The organism is Bradyrhizobium sp. USDA 3240, assembly GCF_054063295.1.
Genome location: NZ_JBSSGD010000002.1, coordinates 2,401,895 through 2,417,462, shown reverse-complemented (window position 1 = coordinate 2,417,462; position 15,568 = coordinate 2,401,895). Strand labels below are relative to the sequence as shown.

The window sequence follows — 15,568 nt, the reverse complement described above, 5'->3', positions numbered from 1 at the left end:
GAGCGAAGCGGAAACCGGTTCGCGTGAAGAAAACTCCCGCTGTTGTGGGGTCCCGGTAAACTCCCTATGCTGTTTTGTTATAGCGTATGAACCTGCCTTCCAGGATTGGCAAGTATGGATTTCCGCCAGCTTAGGACCTTTGCGTGCGTCGCGGAACTCGGGAGTCTGAGCAAGGCGTCTGATACCTTGCGGGTCGCGCAGCCGGCGCTGAGCCGGCAGATCAAGCTCTTGGAGCACGAGCTGCGCACCGAATTGTTCACGCGCAACGGGCGCGGCATGGTGCTGACCGATGCCGGCCGGCTGCTGCTGGCGCGCACCGGCGGTATCGTGCGGCAGATCGACCAGATCCGCGACGACATCCAGTCCGCGGGCGGCGCGCCGTCCGGGCGCGTCGTGCTTGGGCTGGTGCCGACGGTGAGCTGCGTGATCTCGGCGCGGCTGGCGCGGCGCACGGTGGAACGCTATCCCGGCATTTCGCTCTGCATCGTCGAAAGCTACAGCGGCCATCTGATCGAGTGGCTGCATCGCGGCGAGATGGATATTGCGGTGATCTACGGCCCGTCGGTCGACCTGCATCTGGCGGTGCAGAGCCTCGGCCGCGACTCGATCGTCGCGGTCGGCCCGCGCGGCAGTGGGCTGAAGCAGAAGAAGCAGGTCGATATCGGATGGCTGCTGCGCCAGCGCCTGGTGCTGCCAAGTCATTCGCACGGGCTCCGCGCCATGATCGAGCATGCGGCGGCGAAGAAGAAGGTCACGCTCGACGTCAAGCTCGAGGCGGATTCGTTCCGGGTGCTGACGAGCCTGGTGGAGGAGGGGCTCGGATACACCATGCTGCCGCCGTCCTCGGTGCGCGGCGAGGTCGCCGACGGCCGGCTGGAGACCGCGCCGATCGCGCGGCCGGCGCCGCGGCGCGAGCTGACGCTGGCCTCGCCGGTCGAGCATCCCGGCTCGAATGCCATCACACTGATCGCCAAATTGCTGCGCGACGAGGTCACCGCGTGCCGCGCCGAAGGGCTCTGGGATATCCAGCTCGCCTGAGCGCGGCTGAAACCATTTCCGTCATTGCGAGGAGCGATAGCGACGAAGCAATCCATGCGTCCGCGAATGCTGCGCGATGGATTGCTTCGCTTCGCTCGCAATGACGGTGGCGCATACATTGTACGTTCTCAGCTCACCTTGAAGCCGAGATGACCGCGGAAGCGGTTCTTCAGGTACGTGCCGTCGCGCGGCGGCAGGGCGCGCTCGACTTCACCGGCTGCGATGCGGATCCGCGCCAGCCGCGGGCCGCCAGCGAGATCGCGCAAGCTATTCCGGAAGCGTTCGATGCCGGCCATGTCGGCGATATCGGAGACATTGCCGATGCCCGCGCCGCTTGCGATCACCTCGAGCTTCGCCCCTAAGCCGGAATGGCTGAGCTGCATCCCGGTCTCGCCGAAATGGCCGTTGTCGAGCACAGCGATCGAGAGATTGCCGGGCTGCTTGGTGGCGATGGTCAAGAGGCTGCCGATGCCCATCAGCTGCTCGCCGTCGCCGGTGACAACAAGCACCGGGCGCTTCGGCTGCGCCAGCGCGAGGCCGAGCCCGACCATCGCGGCGCCGCCCATTGCGCCCCAGAGATAGAAATTGCCGGGGTGCTCGCCGGCGTCGAACAGATCGTAGGACGAGGAGCCGAGCCCGGAGATCACGAGCAAATCGCCGCGGTCGGCGAGCAGCGCCTTCACGGCGGTGCGGCGATCGAGAGTGCCTGTTGGCGCTGACATCAATGCGTCTCCTTGGTCCACTTCTTGCGGCCGATCATCCGTTGCGAGATCAGCACCGCGACCTGCTGGTCGCCGTCATAGGCGAGCGAGGCAGCGGCCGAGATCACCTCTTCGGTGTCGTCGGGGTTCTCGAGCCGCAGCACGGTGGCGCCCATGATCTCGAAGGCCTGCGGCGTCGCGCGGCCCATCGGGATCTGCCAGGGATTGAACTCGGCCCATTCGCCGCGCATCGTCACCAGCGTCAGCAGCGGGAAGCGGCAGCTCGCCATCAGCGACAGCATGTTGACGCAATTGCCGACGCCGCTCGATTGCATCAACAGCACCGCGCGATCGCCGCCGAGCCAGGCGCCGGCGGACAACGCGACGCCTTCCTCCTCGGTCGTCAGCACCGTGGTCTTGATGTCGGCATCGGCGTGCGAAAGCTTAATCAGCTTGGAATGGCCGGCGTCGGGGACGTAGGACACCTGCGCGACGCCAAAATCCTTCAGCGTGCGGTAGATCGCGACCGGCCAGTCCTGGCTGGTCGCGCTGTCCTGGTGGGCGGCAATCTGGTCCATCATGGCCTCGGCTAGAGCGTTTTCGAGCGAAGGGGGTATCGGTTCGCGTGAAGAAAACGCGTCAAACAAGGGACGCGCATTGGCGCGTCCTCACCAAGAGCATTAGCGTGCGAACGGACCTGGCTCTCTTCGCATCTGTCTTGCGCAGCTATGCCGGAATTCTATAGCACACGCCAAAGTGAACGAATGGCGGCTGGAGCAACTGCGTCTTTTGGCCGGATCGGCAACGACCGCATTGCAGCCTAAACCCGGCTTCCTATGTGTCAGGGCGCAGATAGTGGCAGTGCCGGGCCGCAAGGCAAGGCTTCATTTCAAGCCTTCATTTGGGGCTTATTGATATTTCAGTCGCATTTTCAGGTATCGGAGCATGATTGTCCGAGATCGATTTCGTGGCCTCTTTCCCAAATATTTTCTCGCGCTCTTCCTGGCCGTCGCGTTTCCGCTTGTGATCAATGGGACGATTGAAGCCTGGTTCGGTTACCGCGATCAGCGCGCGAGGCTCGACCAACTGCTCGGCGTTCAGGCGGCGTCCGCTGCCGCTGAAATTCATAACTTCATCTCCGACATAGCAAGTCAGCTTGGCTGGCTGGTCCAACAGCCATGGTCCGACGAGGTGGACGAGGAGCGGCGGACCGATGCCTTACGTCTGTTTCGCCAGGCGCCTGCCATCGTCAGCGTGACACTCGTCGACAACAATGGATTGGAGCGCCTCCACGTCTCGCGGGTCGGCCTCAATCGCATTGAAAGCCGTACCGACCGCTCGGCTGAACCTGCGCTGGTCGGTGCTCACGCGCGCCAGGTCTGGTTCAGCGATGTCAGCTATAACCGAGGCTCAGAACCTTATTTGACGATTGCGCTGGTGGGTAACCGGTCCGCGGTCGGCGCAGTCATCGCCGAAGTCAATCTCAAGCTGATCTGGGATGTTGTCTCGGCGATCAAGGTCGGAGAGACCGGCCTTGCCTTTGTCCTGGACCGGCCGGGCCGTCTCATCGCCCATCCTGACATCAGCCTCGTCCTCCGCGGCGTGGAGGAGACGACTTCGCAGCCATTTCGCGCCATACGCGACGCGATCGGCCCCAGAGCCGGTTTTGCAACGAGCCGTGACGCACAGGGGCGTCAAGTTGCTGCCAGTGAGGCTCCTGTGGCGGGGCCCGATTGGACCGTTGTGGTGGCACAGCCGCTCTCCGAGGCCTACGCCCCGATCTACGCCGCGTTGCGGCGGACCACAGTGCTTCTCGCAGGCAGTACCATATTCGCAGGACTTCTCGCCTATGCGTTTGCGCACCGGATGACGGAGCCGATCAAGCTGCTTGAGGAAGGGACGGAACGGATCGGCGCCGGGTCCTTCGAGCACCGCATTTCGATTCAGACCGGAGACGAGTTTCAGCGGCTCGCAAACAGCTTCAACAGGATGGCCGGTGAGCTTGCGCTTGCACAGCAACACCAGGAGCGTATCGCGAAGCTCAAGCGGTTTCTCGCGCCTCAGGTCGCCGATCTCGTCGATCGGACCGGTGACGACAGCGTGCTGGATGGCCGCCGTACCGATGTCGTCGTGGTGTTCTGCGATTTGCGAGGGTTCACCGCGTTTTCCGCGGGCGTCGCACCTGAGGAAGTCATGAGCGTGCTGTCCGAATATTATGAGGTTCTGGGCAGGGTCATTGCGCAGTTTGAAGCGACGCTCATCAGCTTCTCCGGAGACGGGCTGATGGTGCTGGTGAACGCGCCCGTTCCCGTTGAGGAGCCTGCGTTGAGAGCCGTCGACCTTGCGATCGAAATGCAGAAGCGCGTGCAAGGGCTGATCGGCGGTTGGCGGTCGCGAGGCTACAATGTTGGCTTCGGAGTTGGGCTCGCCAGCGGACCGGCGACCGTCGGCCGGATCGGCTATGATGATCGGCTCGATTACACAGCCATCGGCAGCGTCGTAAATCTCGCGGCGCGCCTGTGCGCATCTGCCGCAGATGCGGAAATCCTGATGGATGCCGGCACCGCCGGCAGCGTGAGAGACAAGCGTGCCCTGGAGGATATCGGGAGCCGACAAATCAAGGGCTTCGACGAGGCAATTCCGGTATTTGGAATTTCCTGTGGCGCGCTCTAGCCGAGGCGACCGGGGGTACTTGGCGCAATCCGCCGACGACTGGCCCAGCATCGTGCGATATGCTGTGCCAGATGCGGAACGGCAGCGGGTTGGCAGCGCATGAGTTACGCTCATTCCAGTGCAGCAACGTCGCACGGACGCGCCAGGCGGCGTGATTTCCTTCTGATGATGGCGAGTGCGGCCGCGTGGACCACATCTTCGCACGCGCAGAAGCCGTCTTTGCCGGTCATCGGCTATCTCTGCCCGGAATCGCCGGATCTGTTTGGCAGCCGGCTGAGGGCCTTTCACCAGGGACTTCGCGAAGCTGGCTTCGTCGAAGGCCAAAATGTTGCGATCGAGTACCGATGGGCCAACGGGCAATATGCAGGGCTTCCGGCATTGGCCCGCGAATTGATCGAGCGCAATGTCGATCTGGTGGTTGCGCCCGGCGGCGCTCCGGTTGCGCTCGCCGCGAAAGCCGCCGGTGTCACCAAGACAATCGTCTTTGAGATGGGCGGCGATCCTGTTCAACTCGGTGTGGTGGACAGCCTGTCGCGGTCGGGAGGCAATATCACGGGAGTCTCGAGCCTGAGCGTCGACGTGTCGCCGAAGCGGCTCGAGTTGATGCACGAACTCCTGCCGGCGGCGACCACATTGGGAGTCGTTGCCAACCCGACAAGTCCAACCGCGCCTTCACAATTGCAGAGGCTTCGCTCCGCTGCGGAAACCCTGGGAGTCCGTCTGCAGATCATGAGTGCAAGCAAGGAGGATGAGTTCGAATCCGTTTTCGCTTCCGTGGCGAAGGAGTCGGTAAACGCACTCGTTTTCACCTCCGATCCGTATTTTGCGTTTCGCAGTAGGCGGTTGGCCGACCTCGCGATGGAATATGGCGTTCCAGCAATTACGCAAACCCGAGACTTCCCGATGGCCGGAGGGTTGATGAGCTACGGAGGAGATTTCATGCAGTCGCATCGGCGGACGGGCATCTACGTCGGCCGGGTGCTGAAGGGCGAAAGGCCGGCCGATCTCCCAGTGCAGCTGGTGACCAAGGTCGAGTTCGTCATCAACCTGAAGACCGCCAAGCTGCTTGGCCGCGAATTCTCTGCTTCAGTCGTCAGCGGCGCAGACGAAGTGATCGAGTAAGCCACCATGGCCGAACAGGACGGCCGGACGGTCAGCCCCTGTTCGGCCTGGCAACGTCCGGTGTCACGCGTTCGGCTGCAGGAACGTGCCGTACTGCTTGCTCGCGACCACAGCGGCGGCTGCCTCTCCGATGACGCGCATCGCCGCCATCATCGGCCACGGCCCAAGGCTGACCCGGCGCACCCCGGCGCGGGCGAGCTCGCCGATTTCGGGAACGCCCCGCGTCACCATGATGTTGACCGGCAGCGGCGTCAGCTGAACGAGCCGCTCGATCAGCGGAAGGTCGGTCAAGCCCGGTACGAAGATGCCATCGGCGCCGGCATCGGCATAGAGCTTCGCGCGCCGCACCGCTTCATCCAGGCATTGCTCCGGCGAGCCGAATTTCAGCAGAAACGGATCGGTACGGGCATTGATGAAGAGACGAACTCCGGATTGCTGCGCGGCGTTGCGCACGGCCCTGATCTTCGCGGCATGCTGCTCGGGATCGACGAGCTGCCGCTTTCCGCCGGCAAGCCCGTCCTCGATATTGATGCCGATCGCGCCGGCCTTCAGGATCCTCGCCGCCGAATGCGCGGCGGCATCTGGAGTGTCGCCGTATCCCGCCTCCAGATCGATCGAGACCGGAACGGAAACCGAAGCGGTCATTCGCGAGACCAGGCCTTCCACGATGTCGAGCGGGGCATTTTCGCCGTCGGCAAAGCCGAGCGCGGACGCCACCGCGCCGCTGCTGGTCGCGATGGCCGGCGAGGTCTTCGCGATCGCCTTGGCGGTCGCGACATCCCAGGCGTTGAACAGGACCAGTGGATCGCCTGTCCTGTGAAGACCGTGAAACGCTTCGGCGTATTGCTGCTGTGTCGTGGCGTCCATTGCGCGCACTCCTGTTCAGAGAAAATTTGAAAGACGTCGTGACGTGGCGGCTGGTTGCGGCACGGCTGTTCAGCCGGCGGCGTGGGTCTTGAACCAGTCCATGATCAGACCGGTGACCTCGGCCTCACGCTCGAGGTGCGGGAAGTGTCCGACATCGGGCAGGACAACGCGCTGATGGGGCCCCTTGAAGAGCGGTTCTTCCTTTAGCGAATACCGCGCTGTCGGATCGTTGCCGCCATAGATCGTCAGCGTCGGCGTATGCATGTCATTGATCGGCAGCCGCCCCGCAACTCCCGCATCGACCAGGCCGTTGTAATATTTCAGCGCCGCCTTCATGGTGCCGGGAGAACTGAGCGTCTCCTTGACAGAGCGGAGATGCGCGTCGTTCTCGAAGGCTGGCGACCACAACTTCCAAAGGTAGTCGACGAAGGGAAGTCCCTCGATGTTGACCGCCGAGTGAGCGCCGGGCACCGTAAAGAAATAGACATGGAAGACCGATCGAACGGCATCGGGATCACTCCTGAGGCTCGCGATCGTGATCGGGTGCGCCGTGTTCATGACAACCGCAGCCTTGATCGCCGACGGCGCCGTAGCCAGCACCTGAAATGTCGACGTGCCGCCCCAGTCCATGCCGACGACACACGCTTGTCCGTCGTCACTGAGCGCCGCGATCAGCGCTTCGAGATCCTGGCCCAGCGCGATCGGATCGAAGATGCCGTCGGCCGGAATCTCGGTCGGCGCATAGCCTCGCAGGAACGGCGCGACCGCGCGATACCCGGCATCCGCGAACACCTGCAGTTGCTTGCGATACGACCAGGCGTTGTCGGGAAAGCCGTGCATGAACATGACGAGCGGTCCGCTGCCCTGTTCGAGATAGGCAAACCGCACGCCGTTGGCGTGGACGTATTTCAGGGTGGGCTCGCTGCTGGCGGCGTCAGGCGTGGCCAGTGCGGCGCTTCGGATCGTCATCGTTCTCTCCATCTTTTTCGTCGTTTGTTGCTCTCCCGGATAAATATGTGCGTAGCGCACATATCAGGTCAAGTTGTTTTTTGTGCGCAGCGCACATATTATTCCCGGCATGGAAAACGGAATCGCCAATCTGCTGGGCGCGCTGTCGCTCGCCGTCATGGATCGGATCGAGCATGGCGCGCGCGAGGTGGTCGGCCGCGGCGGCGAGACGCCTGCCGCCCTCATCGTCATCGGCTATGGCCAGGGCATGACCAATGACAAGCTGAGGCGGATCCTCGGCCTGTCGCATTCCGGAACGGTCCGGCTGGTCGATCGTCTGGTTTCGGATCGGCTGGTCGAACGCCGTCCGGGCAAGGACGGCCGCGAGGTCGCCTTGCACCTGACGGCATCAGGCGCTGCATCCCGGAACGAACTGCTGGCGTCGCGGATTTCGGCCGTGACGTCGCTGCTCGACGTGCTGTCACCGGCCGAACGCAAGCAGCTCGCGACATTGATCCGCGAACTGCTGGCAAGGCAGGACACGTCAGAGATGGATCGCTTCACGATCTGCCGGATGTGCGACGACCGGGTCTGCACCAATTGCCCGCTGCCGACCAGCAAGGCCAGCACGGTCACTAGTACCTGACAGGACTAGCGCAACTAGGGCGAGGCTCAGCCCGGAATCCGCACCGGCAGGTTCTCGATGCCGCGGACGAAGCTGGAATAGACCCGCTTCGGCTCGCCGACCACCTCGATGCGGTCGAAGCGCTTCAGCATCTCCTGCCAGACGATCTTGAGCTGCAACTCGGCGAGCCGCATGCCGACGCAGCGGTGAATGCCGAAGCCGAACGACAGATGGATGCGCGGCCGGGCGCGATCGATGATGAACTCGTCGGGACGGTCGATCACCTCGTCGTCGCGGTTGCCGGAGACGTACCACATCACGACGCGGTCGCCCTTCCTGATCGTCTTGCCGCCGACCTCTGTGTCCTGAAGGGCGGTGCGCCGCATATGCGCGAGCGGCGTCTGCCAGCGGATCACCTCCGGCACCATGGTGTCGATCAGCGCGGGGTTCTCTTTCAGCTTCTGGAACTGGTCGGGATGCTCGTGCAGCGCCAGCACCGAGCCGCTCATGGTGTTGCGCGTGGTGTCGTTGCCGCCGACGATCAGCAGGATGATGTTGCCCATCAGATTGTCCGGGTCCATGTGCCGGGTGGCGTCGCTATGCGCCATCATCGACAGCAGGTCGTTCCGCGGGGCTGAGTTGACGCGCTCGTTCCAGAGCTTCGAGAAATAGGCGTAGCACTCGTCCATTTCCTGCCGCCGCTCTTCCGGCGAATTGACGATGCCGCTCTTCGGCAGCGCGGTGGAAACGTCGGACCAGCGCGTCAGCTTGCGCCGCTCTTCCCAGGGGAAGTCGAACAGCGTCGCCAGCATCTGGGTGGTCAATTCGATCGAGACACGTTCGACGAAATTGAAGGTCTCGTTGCGCGGCAGATTGTCGAGCACGCTGGCCGAACGCTGGCGGATCAGCTTCGCCAGCTCGTCGAGATGATTGGGCGTGAACATCGGCGACACGGTCTTGCGCTGATGGGCGTGCTTCGGCTGGTCCATCGCGATGAAGCTCGGATAGTCGTAGCCGGGCGGCACGTCACGGATCGAGATGCCGCCGAGCGTGGAGTCCGAGGAGAAGATGCCGTGGCTGGTGTCGACATGCATGATGTCGTTGTACTTGACGACAGACCAATAGGGCTCGATCGGCGAGTTGGTGCAGTAGTGCACCGGCTCTTCCTTGCGTAGCCGCTCGAACCACGGCCACAACGTGTCGTTCTGGAACAGCCGCGGCGCGCCGGGGTGAAAATCCTTGAGCGGCGTCGCATAGGCTTCCTCGCGGGCGAGGCGCTGCAACTCGGCCTTGTCGGCACGGATGGCGGTTTGGACGTTCATGATTCTTGATCCCGGTTGGCTGGCGAGGCGTCAGGCGGCAATGCGCACCGGCAGCGTCTCGTAGCCCTTGATGAAGCTGGAATACACCCGCTGCGGCTCCTCGACCACCTCGATCGTGTCGAAGCGCTTGAGGATCTCCTCCCAGATGATCTTGAGCTGCAGCTCGGCGAGGCGCAGGCCGACGCAACGGTGGATGCCGAAGCCGAACGAGATGTGGGTGCGCGGCCGGGCGCGGTCGATCAGGAACTCGTAGGGCTTCTCGATCGCCTCTTCGTCGCGGTTGCCCGAGACGTACCACATCACGACCTTGTCGCCCTTCTTGATCTGGCGGCCGCGGAACTCGAAGTCGGCGAGCGCGGTGCGCCGCATATGGGCCAGCGGCGTCTGCCAGCGGATCACCTCGGGCACGAAACTGTCGATCAGCGCCGGGTTCTCCTTGAGCTTGCGGTACTGCTCCGGATGCTTGCTGAGCGCGTAGATGCTGCCGGACAGCGTGTTGCGCGTGGTGTCGTTGCCGCCGACGATCAACAGGATCAGGTTGCCGAGAAAATTCTTCGGGTCCATGTTCCGCGTGGCGTCGCTGTGCGCCATCATCGAGAGCAGATCGCTCTTCGGCGGCTGGTCAGCTCGTTCCTTCCACAGCCTTGCGAAATAGGTCGCGCATTCCATCAGTTCGGCCTGCCGCTCGTCCTCGGTGGCGACGAGGCCGCCGGCGCCGGGCAGGGTGGTCGCGACATCGGACCAACGCGTCAGCTTGCGGCGGTCCTCCCAGGGGAAATCGAACAGCACCGCGAGCATCTGCGTGGTCAGCTCGATCGAGACCTTGTCGACCCAGTCGAACACCTCGCCGCGCGGCAGATTGTCGAGGCACTCGGTCGAGCGGTTGCGGATGTTGGTCGCGAGCTCGTCAAGGTGCGTCGGCGTGAACATCGGCGCCACGGTCTTGCGCTGCGCCGAATGGCGCGGCTGGTCCATCGCGATGAAGCTTTCACGGCGCAGGTCCGGCGGCACGTCGCGGATGGTGATGCCGCCGAGCGAGGCGGCCGAGGAGAACACCGAATGGTTGGTCTCGATGTCCATGATGTCGTTGTAGCGGGTGATCGACCAGTACGGACCGAACATCGAATCCTTGCAGTAATGCACCGGATCCTCGCGGCGCAGCCGGTCGAAATACGGCCAGAAGGTATCGGTCTTGAACAGCTCGGGATGGCCGGGATCGTAGTCCGCGAGCGGAAGCGTGTTGGCGCGTTCGCGTGCGGCATCCAGATTGGTGTCGTCGACCAGATCGATGGTCCCGTGCATGAGCGGCTCCTCAACCGTTTCGCTGCCGGGCATCGCCGGCGCGGCATGTTTTACCGAATTACATTCTCATTCCGTGGTTTGCGCAAGGGCTCTCAACGCGCATTTGGCCGCATTGATGTCAGGTCAAAGCGGCCGAATCCGGGCTTTTCCCGCGATGGACGGGCGGGGCGGCGGCCAACGCCGTTTGAAACGGCGTTTGATTTAATCGGCCGGTGCGGGCGCCGCCTGTTGGCTGGCGGGCTTTTCGCAGGGGTAGGTGTCCTGCAGGCCCCAGAGCAGCAGGAGAGCGACCACCATCTCGCCTTTCGCGGACCGCTTGTCGGCCGACTTGAGCATGATCTCTTCGGTCTGTTCGCTGCTCAGCGCGAGGTCGCCCCGCATGCAGAACAGCAATTGTCCGCCGTGCCGTGTCAACCAGGCATTGGAGGCCATCAGGCCGCCCCTGACGCCATCCAGGTACATATGATTGAAGATGCGAAAGTTCTCATTCTTCGGATTGCGATAGGAATCCAGCCGCACGTCGACGGCAGCGGCGGGAGCTGCGGTCAGCGCCAAAAAGCACGCCGACAATATCCATTTGATCATCGCTGGGATTTCCTCGCTCCTGCGGCGGCCGTTCGGCCTGTCGGTTAAGTCGGCAAATTGCCGCTTTGGGTTCGAAGCTCGTGACCCGGGGACGGGAAAGGGGCGGCAGTTCGGCTAGCGGCCGATCTCCAGCAGTCCCTTTAAGGCAACGCCAACCGCAACCCGCCAAATCCGGCGCCCGCGCTCTCGACCTCCTGTGAAACCTGGATCACACTCGCAGCGACAAACCTGTGCTTTTGATGCGCAGAGATTGTCCCGTCCTGGAGCTATCCCGTGAACGACATGAGCTGGACCCCGCCGGGGCCGCCGCAGCCGCCCCCGCAACCGGTTCCGCCGCCGATGCCGGTGGCGTTTTCAGGGACCCGGAACGAGTTCTTCCGCCTGGTCGCGCGCGGCGCAGGGCTCGAACTCGTCACGCTCGGCTTCTACCGGTTCTGGCTCACCACCGACATCCGCCGTCACCTTTGGTCGAACACTGTGATCGACGGCGACGCGCCGGAATATACCGGCCGTGGCAAGGAGCTCCTGATCGGCTTTCTGGTCGCGCTGGCGATCCTGATGCCGATCTATCTCGGATACTTCCTGATCGGCATCGAGGCCGAGCATCTCAAGGCGTTCGCCTCGTTGCCGCTGGTCGCCTTCTTCTATCTGTTCGGCCAGTTCGCGATCTATCGCGCGCGGCGCTATCGGCTGACCCGCACGGTGTGGCGGGGCGTCCGCTTCTGGATGAGCGGCTCGGGCTGGATCTATGCGCTGAAGGCCTCGCTGTGGGGCCTCTTGGTCGTGATCACGCTCGGCCTGGCGCTGCCGTGGCGCGAGGCGGCGCTCGAGCGCTACAAGATGCGGCATTCCTATTACGGCGATCTTCAAGGCTCGTTCGAGGGCCGCGGCTGGGATTTCTTCAAGCGCGGCTGGTGGCTCTGGCTCTTGATGCCGTTCGCGCTGGTCTCGGTGTTCGGCCCGTTCGCCTATGCGGCGTTCAAGGCGATCGAGTGGCGCTGGTGGCTGTCGGGCATCCGCTTCGGCGAGGTCAGGCTGGAATCCACCATGCGCCGCAGCGCGCTGATCGGGCTGTACTGGAAGGTGATCGGCTGGGCCATAATGCTCGGCACGCTGTTCTCGGCCTATCTCGCGCTTTGCATCTTCCTGGCCGCCAGCATCAACGGCTCCTCGATCGCGGACTTCTTCAGGACCGAGGCGTTTGCCAGGAGCATTCCCCTGATGGCCCTGCTCGGCATCGGCTATCTTGCCCTTGCGCTCGCGATGAACGTGGTGATGCGGGTCTATCTGATGCGCGACCTCTGGGTCCGGGTGCTGTCGTCGACCATCGTGCACAACATCGAGGCGGCCGCCAACGTCACCGCGCGCGGCGAGCTCGCCAATGCGCTCGGCGAAGGTTTCGCCGACGGCCTCGACGTCGCGGGATTCTAGCGCCATGGAAGCCGACGTCAGCCAGGCCAATTCCGCGGCGCCGCCGGTCCCGGGCGCGGTGTTCTTCGACGGTGCATCGAGCCGCCGGCGCTTCGTCGCGCTCAAACTGTCCGATGCGCTGGAGATCAGGGAAGACGGAACGCTGCTCGCGCGCTGGGCGTTTGCCGACATCCGCCGCGCCGACAGCCCATCCGGTCTGTTGCGGCTGAGCTGCCTGACCGCGCCTAGTCTGGCGCGGCTCGAAATCCGCGACGCGCAGCTGATGGCGGCGCTGGTCGCGCGCTGCGACAGGCTCGAGCAGGACCTGCCGAACCGCAAGGGCGTCGCCGGCATCGTCGGCTGGTCGCTCGCGGCCGCGGTGTCGATCGTGATGGTGGTGCTGTTCGGCGTGCCGCTCGCCGCCGAGCGGCTGACGCCGCTGGTGCCGGATTCCTTCGAGCGACGGCTCGGCGACGTCGCGGAGGCGCAGGTCAAGGTGGTGTTCGACGGCAAGCCGTGCAGCAACGTGGCAGGACAAGCGGCATTCGAGAAGCTGGTCGGCAAGCTGCGGGAGACCGCGGGCCTCGACAATTCGGTGCAGTCGGGCGTGCTGGCGACCTCGGTGCCGAACGCCTTCGCGCTGCCGGGCGGCAAGGTCTATCTGTTCGAGGGGCTATTGGAGAAGGCCGAGAACCCCGACGAGATCGCCGGCGTGCTGGCGCACGAACTCGGCCATCTCCGCCACCGCGACAGCATGCGCGAACTGATCCACAATGGCGGCACCTCGTTCCTGATCGGGCTCTTGTTCGGCGACATCACCGGGTCCGGCGCGCTGGTGTTCGCCTCGCGCTCGCTGGTGACGTCATCCTATTCGCGCGACGCCGAGACCGATGCCGACACCTTTGCGATCGAAACCATGCACAAGCTCGGCCGTCCGGCCAAGCCGATGGGTGAACTGATGTTCCGCGTCACCGGCAAGGAAGGCGGCAAGGGGCTCTCGCTGGTCTCCAGCCATCCACTGACCGAGGACCGCCTCGCGCGCATGGACAAGGCCGATGCCGCCGGCCCGGCCAACGGCCAGCCGCTGCTGTCATCAGCCGAATGGCAGGCGCTGAAGAGCATCTGCGGATCGGGCAAGGGCAAGGTGTGAAGCCAACGATTTTCGGAATTGGGATTTCGAGACTGGAGCAATTCCCATGCCGCGTAACGACGGATACTGGTTTCCCGCCAAGCGCTACGGCTGGGGCTGGGGACCTCCGAACAATTGGCAGGGCTGGTCGGTTCTGGCAGGATTCGTGGCGCTGGTCGCGGTCGGCGGCGCGATGAACCTGCCGCAGTCTCCGGCGCATTTCATCGCCTGCGTGGTCGTGCTGAGCCTGTTGCTCATCGCGGTGTGCTGGTGGAAGGGCGAGCCGCCGCGCTGGCGCTGGGGCGGCGACTGACCCATTTTCCAACCGCTACTTCACCAGCCTGAACTTGCCGCCCTCGACCTTGATCAGGAACGCCGACCGCTCGTCATAGCCATTATGATCGGTCGGGCTCATCGTCGAGAGGCCGTTGTTCAGATAGACGTCCTTGCCGCGCTCGAGCTCGTCGCGCAGCGCGGCGCGGAATTCCGGCGTGCCGGGCTTTGCCGTCTTCAGCGCGCTCGCCGCCGCCCGCTTGAACAGCGTGACGGCGTCCCACAGGTGGGCGCCGAAGATGTTCGGCTTTTGCCCGTTGACCTTCTCGTAGGACGACACGAACTCGTCGCGCGCCTGGCGGAACGGATCGCCCGCCGGTAGATCGTCGGCGATCGTGAAGGCCTCGCCGGTGAAGATCGCACCTTCGACATTGGCGCCGCCGAGCTTGATGAACTCCTCCGACGCAACGCCATGGGTTTGGAAGATCTTGCCGGCATAGCCGCGGCTGCGCAGCGCCTCCTGCGGCAGCACGGCCGGCGTGCCTGCGGACGCGATGAACACCGCCTCCGGGTTGGTCGCGATCACCTTCAGCGCCTGGCCCATCGCGCTGGTGTCGGCGCGCGCATAGACCTCATGCGTCGTGACGGTGAGGCCGAGCGTGGGTGCCAGCCGCGACACCTCACTGTAGTAGCCTTCGCCATAGCCGTCGGACACGCCGATATAGCCGAGCGTCTTGATGCCGGATTTCGCGATGTATTTCAGGATCGCCGCCGCCATCAGGTCGTCGTTGGGGACCACCTTGAACGCCCAGCGGCGGCGCTCGTCCATCGGCCGCACGATCGCGGTCGCTGCCGCCAGAGAGATGATCGGCGTCTTGGATTCGAAGGCGACGTCGAGCATCGGCATGGTCACGGGGGTCAGCGAGGAGCCGATCAGGATGTCGACGCCGTCCTGGATCACGAGGCGGCGGGCATTCTGCGTGCCCTTGGTGGGATCGGACTCGTCGTCGAGCGCGATATAGACCACCTTCTCGCCGCCGATCTCCTTCGGCAGTGCGGCGATGGTGCGCATCTGCGGCTGGCCGAGCGCCGAGCCCGGCCCGGATCCGGACACCACGACGCCGACCTTGATGTCGGCACGCGCGTCCGGCGCAACCAGCAGCGCGCCCGCGAGTACCCAGAGTCCGGCCATGGCCAGCTTCATTGCAATTCCTCCCAGCAGGTTCTTTTTGTGTCAGTGCGGCGGATGATAGCCGACCGGCGTCCGGTTTCGCATCATATTGATTCCGCCTGATGCGTCTGTCCCCCTGATTGGGGACATCCGGGCTGCGCCTTGGAAGGGCACGCGCCGCCAGGCCCGGATGGCGGCGCCACTAGCGGCTGCGGCGCACTTCTGAACCTCGCGTTTACCAATCCCGTAAAGGTCGCGGGAACCAGTTTCCCTAATCGGGCGGCAACGTCCTCCTGTTAATGAAGAGCGGGAAAAGGGAGTACGAACCATGTTCAGCATTGTTCGGATCCTCGTCTTGATCGCATCTCGGCATGCGGGATCCGTGGTTGCAGGCGTGCAGTT

15 protein-coding genes are annotated in these 15,568 nt (G+C 64.0%); 7 read left to right on the top strand and 8 right to left on the bottom strand.

Annotated features, from left to right (window positions below; translation table 11 throughout):
* Positions 1 to 114 precede the first annotated feature (114 nt).
* Entirely contained in the window at positions 115 to 1,038 is a 924-nt protein-coding gene (locus tag ACVIGA_RS12160) for a LysR family transcriptional regulator (protein ID WP_456666569.1), read from the top strand.
* Between the two features lie 128 nt (positions 1,039 to 1,166).
* On the opposite strand, the gene ACVIGA_RS12155 is transcribed toward ACVIGA_RS12160, so the two are convergent.
* Both ACVIGA_RS12155 and ACVIGA_RS12150 read right to left on the bottom strand, forming a co-directional pair.
* Positions 1,167 to 1,760, bottom strand: coding sequence for a thiamine pyrophosphate-dependent enzyme (locus ACVIGA_RS12155; RefSeq protein WP_456666568.1), 594 nt, complete (start codon positions 1,758 to 1,760; stop codon positions 1,167 to 1,169).
* Positions 1,760 to 2,320 carry a phosphonopyruvate decarboxylase gene (locus ACVIGA_RS12150; protein ID WP_456666567.1) on the bottom strand — a complete coding sequence of 187 codons (561 nt, stop codon included), beginning with the start codon at positions 2,318 to 2,320 and terminating at the stop codon, positions 1,760 to 1,762. The genes ACVIGA_RS12155 and ACVIGA_RS12150 overlap by 1 nt, the downstream gene beginning before the upstream one ends.
* A 364-nt stretch (positions 2,321 to 2,684) precedes the next feature.
* Between ACVIGA_RS12150 and ACVIGA_RS12145 the strand changes: the two genes are divergently transcribed.
* On the top strand, positions 2,685 to 4,412 hold the full coding sequence (locus ACVIGA_RS12145) for an adenylate/guanylate cyclase domain-containing protein (protein WP_456666566.1): 1,728 nt from the start codon (positions 2,685 to 2,687) through the stop codon (positions 4,410 to 4,412).
* 168 nt (positions 4,413 to 4,580) lie between these two features.
* Positions 4,581 to 5,534 carry an ABC transporter substrate-binding protein gene (locus ACVIGA_RS12140; protein WP_456670790.1) on the top strand — a complete coding sequence of 318 codons (954 nt, stop codon included), beginning with the start codon at positions 4,581 to 4,583 and terminating at the stop codon, positions 5,532 to 5,534.
* 63 nt (positions 5,535 to 5,597) lie between these two features.
* Here ACVIGA_RS12140 and ACVIGA_RS12135 read toward each other — a convergent pair whose 3' ends face one another.
* Both ACVIGA_RS12135 and ACVIGA_RS12130 read right to left on the bottom strand, forming a co-directional pair.
* Positions 5,598 to 6,401, bottom strand: coding sequence for an isocitrate lyase/PEP mutase family protein (locus tag ACVIGA_RS12135; protein WP_456666565.1), 804 nt, complete (start codon positions 6,399 to 6,401; stop codon positions 5,598 to 5,600).
* 69 nt (positions 6,402 to 6,470) lie between these two features.
* Positions 6,471 to 7,370: an alpha/beta fold hydrolase gene (locus tag ACVIGA_RS12130; protein WP_456666564.1), complete on the bottom strand. Its 900-nt coding sequence runs from the start codon at positions 7,368 to 7,370 to the stop codon at positions 6,471 to 6,473.
* A 109-nt stretch (positions 7,371 to 7,479) separates the two neighbouring features.
* Between ACVIGA_RS12130 and ACVIGA_RS12125 the strand changes: the two genes are divergently transcribed.
* Positions 7,480 to 7,995 carry a MarR family winged helix-turn-helix transcriptional regulator gene (locus ACVIGA_RS12125; RefSeq protein WP_456666563.1) on the top strand — a complete coding sequence of 172 codons (516 nt, stop codon included), beginning with the start codon at positions 7,480 to 7,482 and terminating at the stop codon, positions 7,993 to 7,995.
* Between the two features lie 26 nt (positions 7,996 to 8,021).
* Here the strand turns inward: ACVIGA_RS12125 and ACVIGA_RS12120 are convergent, their stop codons facing one another.
* The 3 genes from ACVIGA_RS12120 to ACVIGA_RS12110 form a co-directional block, all read right to left on the bottom strand.
* Entirely contained in the window at positions 8,022 to 9,296 is a 1,275-nt protein-coding gene (locus tag ACVIGA_RS12120) for a cytochrome P450 (RefSeq protein ID WP_456666562.1), read from the bottom strand.
* A gap of 30 nt (positions 9,297 to 9,326) precedes the next feature.
* Positions 9,327 to 10,598, bottom strand: a complete 1,272-nt coding sequence (locus ACVIGA_RS12115; protein ID WP_223977545.1) for a cytochrome P450 — start codon at positions 10,596 to 10,598, stop codon at positions 9,327 to 9,329.
* A gap of 201 nt (positions 10,599 to 10,799) precedes the next feature.
* Positions 10,800 to 11,153, bottom strand: coding sequence for a hypothetical protein (locus tag ACVIGA_RS12110; RefSeq protein WP_456666561.1), 354 nt, complete (start codon positions 11,151 to 11,153; stop codon positions 10,800 to 10,802).
* Between the two features lie 312 nt (positions 11,154 to 11,465).
* On the opposite strand from ACVIGA_RS12110, the gene ACVIGA_RS12105 reads away from it, so the two are divergent.
* Genes ACVIGA_RS12105 through ACVIGA_RS12095 form a run of 3 tightly spaced genes read left to right on the top strand, consistent with a single transcriptional unit; the run spans position 11,466 to position 14,035 of the window.
* On the top strand, positions 11,466 to 12,614 hold the full coding sequence (locus ACVIGA_RS12105; RefSeq protein WP_456670789.1) for a DUF898 family protein: 1,149 nt from the start codon (positions 11,466 to 11,468) through the stop codon (positions 12,612 to 12,614).
* A gap of 4 nt (positions 12,615 to 12,618) precedes the next feature.
* The gene (locus tag ACVIGA_RS12100) at positions 12,619 to 13,743 is read left to right on the top strand and encodes a M48 family metallopeptidase (protein ID WP_456666560.1); all 1,125 of its coding nucleotides are present in this window, start codon (positions 12,619 to 12,621) and stop codon (positions 13,741 to 13,743) included.
* 46 nt (positions 13,744 to 13,789) lie between these two features.
* Positions 13,790 to 14,035 (top strand): hypothetical protein, encoded by a 246-nt coding sequence (locus ACVIGA_RS12095; protein ID WP_456666559.1) that lies wholly within the window; start codon positions 13,790 to 13,792, stop codon positions 14,033 to 14,035.
* Between the two features lie 15 nt (positions 14,036 to 14,050).
* Here ACVIGA_RS12095 and ACVIGA_RS12090 read toward each other — a convergent pair whose 3' ends face one another.
* Positions 14,051 to 15,199 (bottom strand): ABC transporter substrate-binding protein, encoded by a 1,149-nt coding sequence (locus ACVIGA_RS12090; RefSeq protein WP_456666558.1) that lies wholly within the window; start codon positions 15,197 to 15,199, stop codon positions 14,051 to 14,053.
* Between the last annotated feature and the right edge of the window lie 369 nt (positions 15,200 to 15,568).

Coding starts and splice junctions, on each gene's coding strand:
- ACVIGA_RS12090 (WP_456666558.1), bottom strand. CDS start 15,199: ATGAAGCTGGCCATGGCCGGACTCTGGGTACTCGCGGGCGCGCTGCTG.
- ACVIGA_RS12135 (WP_456666565.1), bottom strand. CDS start 6,401: ATGGACGCCACGACACAGCAGCAATACGCCGAAGCGTTTCACGGTCTT.
- ACVIGA_RS12100 (WP_456666560.1), top strand. CDS start 12,619: ATGGAAGCCGACGTCAGCCAGGCCAATTCCGCGGCGCCGCCGGTCCCG.
- ACVIGA_RS12145 (WP_456666566.1), top strand. CDS start 2,685: ATGATTGTCCGAGATCGATTTCGTGGCCTCTTTCCCAAATATTTTCTC.
- ACVIGA_RS12095 (WP_456666559.1), top strand. CDS start 13,790: ATGCCGCGTAACGACGGATACTGGTTTCCCGCCAAGCGCTACGGCTGG.
- ACVIGA_RS12125 (WP_456666563.1), top strand. CDS start 7,480: ATGGAAAACGGAATCGCCAATCTGCTGGGCGCGCTGTCGCTCGCCGTC.
- ACVIGA_RS12150 (WP_456666567.1), bottom strand. CDS start 2,320: ATGATGGACCAGATTGCCGCCCACCAGGACAGCGCGACCAGCCAGGAC.
- ACVIGA_RS12120 (WP_456666562.1), bottom strand. CDS start 9,296: ATGAACGTCCAAACCGCCATCCGTGCCGACAAGGCCGAGTTGCAGCGC.
- ACVIGA_RS12160 (WP_456666569.1), top strand. CDS start 115: ATGGATTTCCGCCAGCTTAGGACCTTTGCGTGCGTCGCGGAACTCGGG.
- ACVIGA_RS12155 (WP_456666568.1), bottom strand. CDS start 1,760: ATGTCAGCGCCAACAGGCACTCTCGATCGCCGCACCGCCGTGAAGGCG.
- ACVIGA_RS12140 (WP_456670790.1), top strand. CDS start 4,581: ATGGCGAGTGCGGCCGCGTGGACCACATCTTCGCACGCGCAGAAGCCG.
- ACVIGA_RS12130 (WP_456666564.1), bottom strand. CDS start 7,370: ATGACGATCCGAAGCGCCGCACTGGCCACGCCTGACGCCGCCAGCAGC.
- ACVIGA_RS12115 (WP_223977545.1), bottom strand. CDS start 10,598: ATGCACGGGACCATCGATCTGGTCGACGACACCAATCTGGATGCCGCA.
- ACVIGA_RS12105 (WP_456670789.1), top strand. CDS start 11,466: ATGAGCTGGACCCCGCCGGGGCCGCCGCAGCCGCCCCCGCAACCGGTT.